Here is a 12,622-nt window from a genome sequence, read left to right as displayed (position 1 = left end):
AAGGAGGACTGCCCATGCGTATTCTGATCGCCAACGTCAACACTACCGAAGCCATCACCCACGCCATTGCCGAACAGGCCCGTGCGGTGGCCGCACCCGGTACCGAAATCGTCGGCCTGACACCCTGGTTTGGCGCCGAATCGGTGGAGGGCAATTTCGAGAGCTACCTCGCGGCCATCGCGGTGATGGACCGGGTACTGGCCTTTGAAGGGCCTTACGATGCCGTGATCCAGGCCGGTTATGGCGAGCATGGCCGCGAAGGCCTGCAGGAACTGCTCAACGTGCCTGTGGTGGACATTACCGACGCCGCCGCCAGCACGGCAATGTACCTGGGCCACGCCTATTCCGTAGTAACCACGCTCGACCGCACCGTGCCACTGATCGAGGACCGCCTGAAGCTCTCGGGCCTGTATGACCGCTGCGCCTCGGTGCGAGCCAGCGGGCTGGCGGTGCTGGAACTGGAAGCCGACCCGCTGCGGGCCGTGGAGGCGATTGTCGAGCAGGCCGAACGCGCCGTGCGCGACGACAAGGCCGAGGTGATCTGCCTGGGTTGTGGCGGCATGGCCGGGCTGGACGAGCAGATTCGCCAACGCACCGGCGTGCCGGTGGTGGATGGTGTGAGTGCAGCGGTGACCATTGCCGAATCGCTGGTGCGCATGGGTTTGAGCACGTCCAAAGTGCGCACCTATGCGACGCCACGGGCGAAGAAAGTGGTGGGATGGCCGATGCGCTTCGGCCGCTAGACATCCTTCGCCTGTACCGGCCTCTTCGCGGCTGAAGCCGCTCCTACCGGACCAGCACAAGCCTGAATACCGTGGGGTCCTCGTAGGAGCGGCTTTAGCCGCGAAGAGGCCGGCCCGCTTAACGCATCATCCTGGCCAGACGCTGCGCACTGCCACAGGCCAAGGTGAATCCCAACGCCCCATGCCCCAGGTTCAGCCACAGGTTGCGGTACACCGTCCCACCTATGATCGGCACCCCGGTCGGTGTCGCGGGTCGCATCCCCGCCCACTCCACCGCCTGGCCATAATCCGCCGCCCTTGGCAGCGTCTCCAGCGCCAGCCGCCGCATGCTCTGCAAACGGCGCATGTCCACCGACTCGTTGAAGCCGACAATGTCCACCATCGCCGCTACCCGCAGCTGCTGCCCCAGGCGTGCATAGACAATCTTGCGCTCATAGTCGGTAAGGCTCACCTCCGGGGGCAGGTGCCCGGCGCTGATCGGTGCGGTCAGGCTGTAGCCCTTCAACGGGTAAACCGGTATCTGCACCCCCGGTAATGCCAAGCCTGGGCCGCGATGCCCGGCACACAGCACCAACTGCTCCACGTCCAGCTGCTGATCGCCCAGTTGCAGTGCCACGACCTGGCCCTGGCGCTGAACCAATTGCGTCACCGGCCGGCCAAGCAGGAAACGGCACTGGCCCGACGCGCGCAACAGCGCTTCCAGCCGCAAGCAAAACACGTGGCAATCGCCAACCTCTTCGCCCGCCGTGAACACGCCACCCACAAACGGTGCGCCATCCAGGGCAGGCTCCAGCCCGCGCAGCTCGGCAGCCGCCAGCACCTGCTGACTGGCCGGGTCCGTCAACTGTTCCCGGCCTTGGGCAAAGGCCCGTTCACTGCGAAAAGCCACCAGCTTGCCATTGCGCCGCCAGGCGAAATCCCCAAGGTTCTGGTCTTCGCGCCACTGCGCCAGAACGGCCTGGCTGTACAGCGCCAGCTCAAGCAATTGCCCGGCATTACGGCGATTGACGCTACGCCGGCAAGCCAGGGTGAATGCCAGCAGCCAGCGCCACTGGGCCGGGTCCATGCGCAAGCGCAGGCGCAATGGCGACTCGCCCTGCAACAGCCAGCCCAGCGCCTGCCACGGCACCCCGGCATCAGCCAGCGGCGCCACATAGCGATAGGACAATTGCCCGCCATTGGCGAAGCTGGTGGCCGACGCCAGGCTGTCGCGGGCCTCGATCAGGTCAACCGACCACCCTTCCCGCACCAGCGCGTAAGCCGTCGCCAGGCCCACCACTCCACCACCGATCACTGTTACCCGCTGCTTCATCGCTCATCCCTGTTCCGGCTTCCTTGCCAAACAGTACCAGCGGATCAGGTCGGGCAGCTATGCGCACCGTCATTCAGGCCCTGGCGCACATTGCGGCTCAGCAGGCTGGCTTTGCCATCGCGCCAGGTCAGGGTCAATACGTAGAGGGTGTCGAAGTCTTCGCCGCTCCAGTCCTCGGTGATCACCCGCTCCTCCCCCAGGGCCTTGCCGGCCACGGTGTTGATCAGTTCCGGCAGGTAGCCGTGGGACCAGGCCGTGTAGATGGTCGCATTGCGGTATTTGTCGCTCAGCAACTCATCGGCCAGTTCAGCGGTGTCGTTGGCGCCGTAGTCGATATTCACCGGCAAGCCGAGGCGGATGGCACTGGGGGTGATGGTCATCAATGGGCGGATATAGCTGTAGCTTTCGTCCCGGCTGCCTTCCTCGACATGCCGCGTGGGGTTGGCGGCAAACACGTAGTCGGCCTTGCCAAAGCGCTCGGGCAGTACACTGGCCAGGTCCAGCGCACGGTTGAGGCCTTGGCAGTTCAACTGCCCGAGCCCCTCGCCCGGCTTCTCGCCATGACGCAGAAACACCAGGGTCTGGGTGCCATCCACCGGTTGTGCCCGGCTTTCGACAGCCTCCAGCGCCAACGGCGCGGCGATGGCAGTGAGCACCAGGCTCAGCAGCAAGTGACGGCGACGGCGAAAGAATGTTGGCAACTTCATCAAGGCAGGCTCGTGTGGCAGAGAATATCGGGTTTACCCGCCACATCGCCCGGCCAGTTGCAGGGCGCCCGTGCAGTGAATGCCATCCTTGGCAACGCGTGAGGGTCAGAGTGCCCCGAACCCGTTTGGTTCCTCCCTGGAGGTGATTGCCGTTCCCTAGGCAAGGCCTAGGTTAGGGGCTAGGTGTTGCGCAATTGTGTAAGGTGCAAGAACCTCGGGTTGCAACGTGACCACTCAATCATCCCGCGTGAGCACTTCCAGCAGTTCGATCTCGAAGGTCAGGTCCGAATTCGGCGGGATCTTCCCTACGCTGCGTTCGCCATACCCCAGGTGTGCCGGTACCTGCAGCTTGCGCTTGCCGCCAACGCGCATGCCCATCAGGCCTAGGTCCCAGCCTTTGATTACCCTGCCGGTACCGATCACGCACTGAAACGGCTTACCGCGCGACCAGGACGAGTCGAACTCGCTGCCATCGGCCAGCCAGCCGGTGTACTGGGTGGTGATCAGGGCACCCTTGACGGCGGCTTTGCCGTCTCCCTCGACCAGGTCGATGATCTGCAGTTCTTGGCTCACGGGTACACTCCAAACGCTGAAAAACAAAACCGCCCTTTTCTCAGGAATGCACCGGTTTGACAAGTTCACGCAGAATTGTACGGAGGCATTCGCCGACGGAATGCCTCCGTACAGACATGACGTTGAATCAGCTGTTCTGCTCGAACACCTCTTGGCCGGACAGCTCCTTGGTCTGATTGGCGAAGCAGTACCACGCGGGTTTCTCTTCGACGAAGATCTGCAGGTCGAAATCCCAGGCTTGGTCGCCATCGAGTAGGCCGACCGGCACGGCATGGAAGTCGTTGGCCTTGAGCCGGTAGTACAGGTGCGTACCACAGCGGCCACAGAAAGCACGCTGGGCCCAGTCGGACGAATCATAGACGCTCGGCGCACGCCCCTCGATCAGCGGAGGCTTGCTGCAGTGGACCACCAGCAGCGGGCCGCCGGTCCACTTGCGGCACATGCTGCAATGACAAGCGCTGATATGGGTATTGTCGACGGTGACCGTCAGCCGCGTGTCGCCGCACAGGCAGGTGCCGTGTTTTTCCAGGGCCATGGGTGGCTCCTTGAACGGAAAGATGGGCCTGCAATTATAGAAGCCCCCCAGGGCATCGCACGCCGTACTAGATGTACACATTGCCCCGCAGGTACAACGCCGCCCGCCCACTGATGATTACGCGGCCATTGCCCGGCACTTCGCACTGCAACTGCCCTTTGCGTGCCCCGCCCTGCTCGCAGCTCAGCACGTTCTTGCCCAGCCTTTGGGCCCATAACGGCGCCAGCGAGGTGTGTGCCGAACCGGTTACCGGGTCTTCATTCACACCAACCCGCGGGCCGAACCAGCGGGTGACGAAGTCAAAGCCACGCCCTGCCGCGGTCACGGCAATGCCACGGACGTCAAAGGCCGACAGCGCAACAAAGTCTGGTTTCAACGTATCGAGCAGCAAGGCGTCGTCGATCACCACCACATAATCGTCGCTACGGTACACCACCTGTGCCTGGCTCAAGCCCAGCGCCTGCAGCAGACCCGCCGGTATGTCCACCTCTACGGGTTGCTTGGCCGGGAAGTCCATGGCCAGCAGGCCATCAGTGCCACGGCTGACGCGCAACTCGCCACTGCGGGTGTTGAAGCGCAGCACTTGCGCCTGCTCCCCTAGTTGCTCGAACAACACATAGGCCGAAGCCAAAGTAGCGTGGCCGCACAGGTCGACTTCCACGGCGGGGGTGAACCAACGCAAGTCGAACGTTTCGCCGTTGCGCACGAAGTAGGCTGTTTCTGACAGGTTGTTTTCTTCGGCAATGCGCTGCAGCACATCGTCCGGCAGCCAGCTTTCCAGCGGGATTACTGCGGCAGGGTTGCCACCGAACGGTTCAGTGGAAAAGGCATCGACCTGGAATATTTCGAGTTGCATGCACACACTCCTTGTTGCCCGGGCGCTGCCGGGCAGATATCTGGAAAAGGTTACGGGCGTACCGGGGTCAAAACTGGCTCACCGGCAAAGAACGCCTGCAGGTTGCGCAGCACCAAGTCCACCGTGTCGCGCGCGGCTTCTGGCGATTGGCCAGCCACGTGGGGTGTGAGCACGGTGTTGGGCAAGGCCTTGAGTGCATCGGGCACTGCTGGCTCGTCATCGAAAACATCCAGCGCAGCGCCAGCCAGCTGGCCACGCTGCAATGCAGCAATCAGGGCCTGGGTGTCGACCACGCTGGCACGGGCGATGTTCACCAGATAGCCGTCAGCGCCCAGGGCCTGAAGGACGTGGGCATCGACCAGATGCCGGGTGTTGGCGCCACCGGGGGTGGCCACCACCAGAATGTCGACGGCTTCAGCCAAGTGTCGGGGGCTGTCGTACCAGGCATAGGGCACATCCTGGCGTGCTGTGCGGCTGTGGTAGCTGACGTGCATGTCGAAGCCCAAGTGGGCCCGCTTGGCGATTGCCAGCCCCACTGCGCCGAGGCCGAGAATGCCCAGGCGCTTGCCACTCACCGAGGGGCTGATAACCCGGTTCCATTCACCGCGCCGCGTGCTGGCATCGGCACGGGGGATGTCGCGCAGCAGCGCCAGCAGCAGGGCCAGGGTGTGGTCGGCGACGGCCGCGGCATTGGCCCCGGCGCCATTGGTGACGGTTATGCCGCGTGCGGCGGCGGCGGCCAGGTCGACCTGCTCGTAGCCTGCGCCGATCACGCAGATGATCTGCAATCTGGGTAATGCGTCAATTTCGGCGGCGGATAGCCCCAACGGCCCACGGGTGAGTACCGCATCGATTTCTTCGGCGTGGCGATGAATGGCATCGGCGCGCAGTTGCGGCGAAGGGGCACGGATCAGGTGGTAACCGGCCTGCTCCAGCATGGGCAGGTAATCGTCGACGGTTTCCACCAGTACCAGGACTGTCTTGCTCATGCCACCTCCGGGTGAATTAGAGGCGTCATTATGCGGAGTCACCGGCCAGTACAGTCAATGGAAATAACAAGGCAAAACTGTACTGTGCTGTTGCTGTTGCTGTTGCTGTTGCTGTTGCTGTTGCTGTTGCTGTTGCTGTTGATCTTGATCTTGATCTTGATCTTGATCTTGATCTTGATCTTCGCGACTTCAGGAGGCCGAACGCAGGCCTTGCGGAGGGAGGTGACGGGCATGGATGCCCGTCAAGCGCTGAGGCCCCAGGATGGGGCCTTCGGCGCGGTCCTGCCGGGAGCAAGGCCGGAGTGAGGGGACCCCGGAGCGCAGCGCAGGGGCCGGATGATGGGAGCGCAGCGTTTTTTGGTTACTTTTTGTCGCGTTTGACAAAAAGTGACTCGCCGTAAGGGCGAAAAGGTGAGTCAGCGTCGCCATCGCAAACGGACGGTTCGCTGAGTCAAAACAGACGAGTTCGCATCTTGCTTCTTGCTTCTTGCTTCTTGCTTCTTGCTTCTTGGATGTGGGCACTCACATCGAGTAGGTATTCATTCACGCAGGTGGCGCATAGTCACCTTTCCGCCCTTACGGCGGGTCACTTTTTGTCAAACGCGACAAAAAGTAACCAAAAAACGCTGGCTCCTATCATCCGGCCCCTGCGCTACGCTCCGGGGTCCCCTCGCTACGGTCTTGCTCCCGGGAGTACGCGCTGCAGGCCCCATCCATGGGGCCTCAGCGCTTGACGGGCATCCATGCCCGTCACCTCCCTTCGCAAGCCCTGCGCTCGGCCTCCTGAAGTCGCAATCTGCGTCGCCTGATCTATCGCGCGCTTACAAGCAAAATCAAAATCAAGAGCAGAAACAGAAACAGAAACAGAAGCGAATACAGAAATAGCGTTACTGTGCGAACGCCCGCCCTAACCCACCTGGTACACCACTGCTGTCAGTTTCCTGCCAAGGCCCATTCGGGCTCAACGACCAGCTCCAGCCGTTATCAAACCGATAGTAGGTACGCTGCCGGTAGAAGGTATTGGGCTGCTTCTCCAATACATATACACCCAGCTTGGGATCCCAGTGGCTTGCCCCGCCAGGCGGTGGCGCAAAGCTGGCCGAGGTGCGCGGCATGGGCTTGGGTATCGCCGCCGGCTTGCTCGGCTGAGTGGCAGGCTGCCTGCCCGGCAAGGGCTTGACCACCGGCCCCGACGGCGGCAAACGCTCGATCGGTGGCGCGGGCTGCTCGTACGGCTCATGCACCGTACACGCAGACAAACCCAAGGCCAGGGTAATCAGGGTCAGGCGGACGGTGCTGTGCATGGCATTGCTCTCTTACTGGTCTGGAGTGTCGATGGTCAGGCGCTGGGTAGCCTGGGTGGCGCTAGACAACGGAGCACCCCGGCCAACCCACTCACCCTGGGTAGGCTGACCCGCGCGTGAAACACGTGCAACCAGTTGGACTTCGGCATACTGCGACAGTTTCATCTGCGGCATCATCGCATCAGCATCAGACAATTCCACCTCGATCGGCAACTGCGCCACGGTCACCCGCTTGGCCGCCAGCGGCATCGGCGGGCCATTGCTGGCGCGAGCGAAGATAAACACCGTGTCGTCCGGCTTGACCTTGTCCTTCAAGGAAGCCGCCAGTTCCACCCGCACTTTCAGGCGAGCCGCCACAGGTGCAGGCTCGGTCGCCTCTGCTGGCACCCCACCCAGGCGCTCGGCGGCGCGGTCGATACCACCCTGCAGGGCCGCTCGCGATGCATCACCTTCTGGCAACTGCGCCAGCAAGCGCTTCCAGTAGTCGATGGCTTCCTGATAACGCTCGCCTTCAAACGCAGCAATACCGCGCAGGCCCAGGCTGGTCACCTCGTTGGGGTCAGCCTTCAACGCTTCGTCAGTCAGCGCCTGCAATTGCGGGCTCCACTGCTTGTTGGCGGCAAAGTACTGGGCCTGAGCCCACTGCCCCAGCAGCTCGGGCTGGCGGCCAGCCAAGGCCACGGCCCGTTCGAACGTACGCGCGGCATCGGCCGGGCGCTGCTCGGCCATGTAGGCCCGGCCAAGGAAATACATGGCCTCGGCCGAATCCGGCTGGGCCTGCACCACGCGCTCAAGGCGCGTAGTCATTTCTTCCATCGACTTGGGTGCCTCGGCAAACTCCTGGGTCAGCGCCACCTTGTCGGCCGCCCCAAAATGCAAGTACAGCCCCAGCGCCATCAGCGGCACCAGTCCCGCAGCCAGCAGCGGCAGGGCCTTGCCCAAATGCCCCTGGCGCGGGGCCTCGGCGCCTTCGGTATCGGCCAGCAGCTCGCGGGCAGCCTCGTCCCGGCCCTTGGCCATCTGCGCCTCATCAAGCACACCGGCGGCTTGCTGGGCCGCCAGTTCGGCGACACGTTCCTGATAAAGGGCCACGTTCAAGGCCGTGCGGTCTTCTTCCTGCTGGCGACGGCGGCCACGCAGGATCGGGAGCAGCAAAAAGCTGAGGGCAGCGAGCAGCAGAAGGCCCGCGCTAAGCCAGAATTCAATCATGGGTCTGTTCTTTTTCCAGCAGTTTGGCGAGACGCTCGCGTTCTTCGGCAGACAACTCATCGGCGCCCTGCACGGCCGTAGCACGGCGCCGGCGTACGATCACCGCCAGCACCACGAAGCCACCGGCCAGCAAGATCCCCGGGCCAAACCACAGCAGCCAGGTACGCCCGCTGAGCGCCGGCTTGTAGCGCACGAAGTCGCCATAGCGGTCGACCATGAAGTCGATGATCTGCTGGTTGCTCTGGCCTTCGCCGAGCATGCGGAAGATTTCTCGGCGCAGGTCGGCAGCAATCGGCGCGTTGGAGTCGGCAATATCCTGGTTCTGGCACTTGGGGCAGCGCAGTTCCTTGGTCAACTGTTGGTAACGCTCGCGCTCGGCCTCGTCGCGAAACTGATAGGTGTCGATCGCCGCCTTGGCCACACCGGCCAGGCTCATGCCCAGCACCGCAGCTGCCAGCCAGCGCCTCATGGCTTGGCCTCGTCGATCAGGCCCTGGTACAACGGCGCCAGCTGTTCACGCCAGACCGTGGCATCGACGATGCCTACGTGCTTGTAGCGGATGATGCCCTTGGCATCGATCAGGAAGGTTTCCGGCGCCCCATACACCCCAAGGTCCAGGCCCAGGCTGCCCTGCTCGTCACGAATATCCAGCTGATAGGGGTTGTGGAACTCGGCCAACCACTTCTGCGCGGCGGCGTTGTCATCCTTGTAGTTGACCCCATGGATCACCACACCCTGCTGTGCCAGCTGGTTCAGGTACGGGTGCTCGACCTTGCACGACGGGCACCAGGTGGCCCACACGTTGACCAGTGCCGGGCGCCCCTGCAAATCGGCCTGAGTCAGGGTGCGGTCCCCCTGTGTCGACGCCAGGGAAAACGCCGGGAACGGTTTGCCGATCATTGCCGAAGGCAGCTCGTCGGGCTTGAGGAAAAGCCCCTTGTAGAGGAACACCGCCACCAGCAGGAACACTGCAAGGGGCACTACCATGATCCAACGCTTCATGCAGCTGCTCCAGACACGCCCAGGACATCACGCACCCGGGTCTTGACCTTGACGCGGTAGCGCCGGTCGAGGGCCGCCAGCAACCCGCCCAGGCCGGTCAGCAGACCGCCCAGCCAGATCCAGCGGACGTAAGGCTTAATATGTACGCGCACAGCCCAGGCGCCATTCTCCAGTGGCTCGCCAAGCGCGACGTACAGGTCGCGGGTAAAGCCGGCGTCGATGCCCGCTTCGGTCATCATCGACTGTTGCACGGTGTACAGGCGCTTCTCCGGGTAAAGTGTGGTCACTTCACGGCCATCGCGGCTGACCACGATGGTGCCCTTGTCAGAGATGAAGTTCGGCCCCTCGAAGTGCTTGGCGCCCTGGAACAGGAAGTGGTAGCCACCCAGCTCCACGCTTTCGCCCGGCGCCATGCGCAGGTCGCGCTCGGCGCTGTTGTTGCTGGACAGCACCACGCCCAGCGCACACACCGCCAGGCCCAGGTGCGCCAGTTGCATGCCCCAGTAGCTGCGGCCCAAGCCCGGCAGGCCTTTGATCAGGCCCTTGTGGCGGGTCTTGTCGAAAATGTCACGCAGCCCGCCAAGCACTACCCAAGAAGCCAGGGCGAAGGCCGTCAGCGTCGGCCAATCGAAGTCGTCGACGATAAAGCCGGCAACCGGAGCAAGGATGGCACTGCCGATCAACACTGGGGTCATCATGCTGGCCAGCCATTTGCCCGGGGTGTCCTTCCAGCGCACCACCACGCCCACGCTCATCACCACCATCAGCAGCGCCATCAACGGCAGGAACAAGGCGTCGAAGTAGGGCGGGCCGACCGATAGCTTGGCACCGGTCAGGGCATCGAGCACCAGCGGGTACAGGGTACCGAGCAGAATCATCGAAGCCGCCACCACCAGCACCAGGTTGTTGGCCAGCAGCAGCGTTTCACGCGACCACAGGGCGAAACCGACCTGGCTCTTGACCACCGGTGCACGCAGTGCGAACAGCGTGAGCGACCCGCCGACCACGAACAGCAGGAAAAACAGGATGAAAATACCGCGCGACGGGTCGGCGGCAAACGCGTGCACCGAGGTCAGCACGCCGGAACGCACCAGGAAGGTACCCAGCAGGCTCAGCGAGAATGCGGCAATTGCCAGCAGCACGGTCCAGCTCTTGAACACCCCGCGTTTCTCGGTCACCGCCAGCGAGTGGATCAGTGCCGTGCCCACCAGCCAAGGCATGAACGAGGCATTTTCCACCGGGTCCCAGAACCACCAGCCACCCCAGCCCAGTTCGTAATAGGCCCACCACGACCCCAAGGTGATGCCAATACCCAGAAAAGCCCAGGCGACGATGGTCCACGGCCGCGACCAGCGCGCCCAGGCAGCGTCCAGCCGGCCGCCCAGCAAGGCGGCGATGGCGAAGGCGAAGGCCACCGAAAAGCCCACGTAGCCCATGTAGAGCATGGGTGGGTGAACGATCAGGCCAAAGTCCTGCAGCAGCGGGTTGAGGTCACGGCCATCGGTCGGCACCTGCGGCAGCAGGCGCTGGAACGGGTTGGAAGTAATGATCAGGAAGCTCAGGAAGCCCACGCTGATCATGCCCATTACCGCCAGCACGCGGGCCAGCATCACCTGCGGCAACTGCCGGGAGAACACCGACACGGCAAAGGTCCAGCCGCCGAGGATCAGCGCCCAAAGCAGCAACGAACCCTCATGGGCGCCCCACACCGCACTGAACTTGTAGTACCAGGGCAAGGCGCTGTTGGAGTTGCTGGCCACATAGGCGACCGAGAAATTGTCTGTCATGAAGGCATGGGTCAGGCAGGCAAAGGCAAACGCCAAGAAGGCGAACTGCCCCCAGGCTGCCGGCCGCGCCAGGCTCATCCACAGGCTGTCGCCACGCCACGCGCCAAGCAGCGGCACACTGGCCTGCACGACGGCAAAGCAGATGGCCAGAATCATCGCCAACTGGCCCAGTTCGGGGACTACCAGTGCTGCGTTCATGGCTTCGTCTCCCCGCCGGTAGCGGCCTGGCCGCTTTCCTTCAGGGCCTTGGTGACTTCGGGCGGCATGTATTTCTCGTCGTGCTTGGCCAGCACCTCATCGGCTACCACCACACCTTCGGTGTTGAGCTTGCCAAGGGCGACGATACCCTGCCCTTCGCGGAACAGGTCGGGAAGGATGCCGCGGTAGGTGATGGGTACCGACTTGTTGAAGTCGGTTACCACGAAACGCACGTCCAGCGAGTCGGCCGAGCGCTGCACCGAGCCTTTCTCGACCATGCCGCCAGCGCGGATGCGCGTGTCCAGCGGGGCTTCGCCGTTGGCGATCTGGGTCGGTGTATAGAACAGGTTGATGTTTTGCTGCAATGCGCTCAAGGCAAAGCCGACGGCAACCCCGACGCCGACCAGCAGGCCGACGATGAGCAACAGGCGTTTCTTGCGCTGCGGATTCACTGGTTGTTCTCCCGGCGCAAACGGCGCGCCTCTTCTTGCAAATAGCGACGACGGGCCAGCAGTGGCGCACCAACGTTCAGCGCCAGCACCGCCAGGCAGATGCCATAGGCCGACCACACGTACAGGCCATGGTGGCCCATGGCGAGAAAGTCACCGAAGGTGGCAAAGCTCATTGTGCGGCCCTCCGCCCCAGGCTGTTCAATACTTCGTCCCTGACCCAACTGGCGCGCGCTTCGCGCTTGAGCACTTCAAGGCGCATGCGCAGCAGCAGTACGGCGCCGAAGAAACAGTAGAAACCCAGCGCCGTGCACAACAGCGGCAGCCACATTTCGGCCGGCATCGCCGGCTTTTCGGTAAGGGTGAAGGTGGCCCCCTGGTGCAGGGTGTTCCACCACTCCACCGAATACTTGATGATCGGGATATTCACCACACCGACAATCGCAAGCACCGCACAGGCCTTGGCCGCACTGTCACGATTACTGATCGCCTGGCCCAGCGCAATAATGCCGAAGTACAGGAACAGCAGGATGAGCATGGACGTAAGGCGGGCATCCCACACCCACCAGCTGCCCCAGGTCGGCTTGCCCCAGATGGCGCCGGTAACCAGCGCCACGGCGGTCATCCAGGCGCCAATGGGCGCGGCACACTGCAGGGCGACGTCGGCCAGTTTCATCTTCCACACCAGCCCCACCACCCCGGCCACCGCCAGCAGCACATAGCAGGACTGCGCCAGCATCGCCGCCGGCACATGGATATAGATGATGCGGAAGCTGTTGCCCTGCTGGTAGTCCTGGGGGGCGAAGGCCAGGCCCCAGGTGATGCCGACCAGCAGCAGGAGCACGGCAGCACCGGCCAGCCACGGCAGCATGCGGCCGCTGATGGCATAGAACCATTTCGGGGAGCCCAGCTTGTGGAACCACGTCCAGCTTATTTTCATCAGGGTACATCCAGGGTA

At 63.2% G+C, this 12,622-nt stretch carries 16 protein-coding genes; 1 reads left to right on the top strand and 15 read right to left on the bottom strand.

Going from position 1 to position 12,622, the window contains the following annotated elements:
- The first annotated feature begins 14 nt into the window (after nucleotides 1-14).
- Nucleotides 15-743, top strand: coding sequence for an aspartate/glutamate racemase family protein (locus tag PRJ_RS08115; protein WP_010955048.1), 729 nt, complete (start codon nucleotides 15-17; stop codon nucleotides 741-743).
- A 118-nt stretch (nucleotides 744-861) separates the two neighbouring features.
- Here the strand turns inward: PRJ_RS08115 and PRJ_RS08110 are convergent, their stop codons facing one another.
- The 15 genes from PRJ_RS08110 to PRJ_RS08035 all read right to left on the bottom strand — a co-directional run bounded on the left by PRJ_RS08110 (nucleotide 862) and on the right by PRJ_RS08035 (nucleotide 12,604).
- Nucleotides 862-2,055: a D-amino acid dehydrogenase gene (locus tag PRJ_RS08110; protein ID WP_104961069.1), complete on the bottom strand. Its 1,194-nt coding sequence runs from the start codon at nucleotides 2,053-2,055 to the stop codon at nucleotides 862-864.
- 44 nt (nucleotides 2,056-2,099) lie between these two features.
- Nucleotides 2,100-2,762, bottom strand: coding sequence for a histidine phosphatase family protein (locus PRJ_RS08105; protein ID WP_010955050.1), 663 nt, complete (start codon nucleotides 2,760-2,762; stop codon nucleotides 2,100-2,102).
- A 234-nt stretch (nucleotides 2,763-2,996) separates the two neighbouring features.
- Nucleotides 2,997-3,335, bottom strand: coding sequence for an FKBP-type peptidyl-prolyl cis-trans isomerase (locus tag PRJ_RS08100; RefSeq protein WP_104961068.1), 339 nt, complete (start codon nucleotides 3,333-3,335; stop codon nucleotides 2,997-2,999).
- A gap of 127 nt (nucleotides 3,336-3,462) precedes the next feature.
- The gene (locus PRJ_RS08095) at nucleotides 3,463-3,870 is read right to left on the bottom strand and encodes a GFA family protein (RefSeq protein WP_004577113.1); all 408 of its coding nucleotides are present in this window, start codon (nucleotides 3,868-3,870) and stop codon (nucleotides 3,463-3,465) included.
- Nucleotides 3,871-3,937: 67 nt separating this feature from the next.
- The gene (locus PRJ_RS08090) at nucleotides 3,938-4,726 is read right to left on the bottom strand and encodes a PhzF family phenazine biosynthesis protein (RefSeq protein ID WP_104961067.1); all 789 of its coding nucleotides are present in this window, start codon (nucleotides 4,724-4,726) and stop codon (nucleotides 3,938-3,940) included.
- A 50-nt stretch (nucleotides 4,727-4,776) separates the two neighbouring features.
- The gene (locus PRJ_RS08085; protein WP_104961066.1) at nucleotides 4,777-5,715 is read right to left on the bottom strand and encodes a 2-hydroxyacid dehydrogenase; all 939 of its coding nucleotides are present in this window, start codon (nucleotides 5,713-5,715) and stop codon (nucleotides 4,777-4,779) included.
- Nucleotides 5,716-5,753: 38 nt separating this feature from the next.
- Complete coding sequence (locus tag PRJ_RS30310) at nucleotides 5,754-5,948, bottom strand: hypothetical protein (protein ID WP_256597945.1); 195 nt, start codon at nucleotides 5,946-5,948, stop codon at nucleotides 5,754-5,756.
- Nucleotides 5,949-6,602: 654 nt separating this feature from the next.
- Entirely contained in the window at nucleotides 6,603-7,019 is a 417-nt protein-coding gene (locus PRJ_RS08070) for a hypothetical protein (protein WP_104961065.1), read from the bottom strand.
- Nucleotides 7,020-7,031: 12 nt separating this feature from the next.
- The gene (gene ccmI / locus PRJ_RS08065) at nucleotides 7,032-8,228 is read right to left on the bottom strand and encodes a c-type cytochrome biogenesis protein CcmI (protein WP_104961064.1); all 1,197 of its coding nucleotides are present in this window, start codon (nucleotides 8,226-8,228) and stop codon (nucleotides 7,032-7,034) included.
- On the bottom strand, nucleotides 8,221-8,697 hold the full coding sequence (locus PRJ_RS08060; protein WP_003254376.1) for a cytochrome c-type biogenesis protein: 477 nt from the start codon (nucleotides 8,695-8,697) through the stop codon (nucleotides 8,221-8,223). The genes ccmI and PRJ_RS08060 overlap by 8 nt, the downstream gene beginning before the upstream one ends.
- Nucleotides 8,694-9,230 carry a DsbE family thiol:disulfide interchange protein gene (locus tag PRJ_RS08055; RefSeq protein WP_014590171.1) on the bottom strand — a complete coding sequence of 179 codons (537 nt, stop codon included), beginning with the start codon at nucleotides 9,228-9,230 and terminating at the stop codon, nucleotides 8,694-8,696. The genes PRJ_RS08060 and PRJ_RS08055 overlap by 4 nt, the downstream gene beginning before the upstream one ends.
- Nucleotides 9,227-11,215, bottom strand: coding sequence for a heme lyase CcmF/NrfE family subunit (locus tag PRJ_RS08050; protein ID WP_104961063.1), 1,989 nt, complete (start codon nucleotides 11,213-11,215; stop codon nucleotides 9,227-9,229). Before PRJ_RS08050 ends, PRJ_RS08055 begins: the two co-directional genes overlap by 4 nt.
- Complete coding sequence (gene ccmE / locus PRJ_RS08045; RefSeq protein WP_014590169.1) at nucleotides 11,212-11,667, bottom strand: cytochrome c maturation protein CcmE; 456 nt, start codon at nucleotides 11,665-11,667, stop codon at nucleotides 11,212-11,214. The genes PRJ_RS08050 and ccmE overlap by 4 nt, the downstream gene beginning before the upstream one ends.
- The gene (ccmD, locus tag PRJ_RS08040; protein ID WP_003254380.1) at nucleotides 11,664-11,840 is read right to left on the bottom strand and encodes a heme exporter protein CcmD; all 177 of its coding nucleotides are present in this window, start codon (nucleotides 11,838-11,840) and stop codon (nucleotides 11,664-11,666) included. Before ccmD ends, ccmE begins: the two co-directional genes overlap by 4 nt.
- The gene (locus PRJ_RS08035; protein ID WP_010955058.1) at nucleotides 11,837-12,604 is read right to left on the bottom strand and encodes a heme ABC transporter permease; all 768 of its coding nucleotides are present in this window, start codon (nucleotides 12,602-12,604) and stop codon (nucleotides 11,837-11,839) included. Before PRJ_RS08035 ends, ccmD begins: the two co-directional genes overlap by 4 nt.
- Nucleotides 12,605-12,622 lie beyond the last annotated feature (18 nt).

Source organism: Pseudomonas sp. XWY-1, from assembly GCF_002953115.1.
Taxonomy (GTDB): Bacteria; Pseudomonadota; Gammaproteobacteria; order Pseudomonadales; family Pseudomonadaceae; genus Aquipseudomonas; species Aquipseudomonas alloputida.
This window is presented reverse-complemented; position numbering and strand designations above follow the sequence as displayed.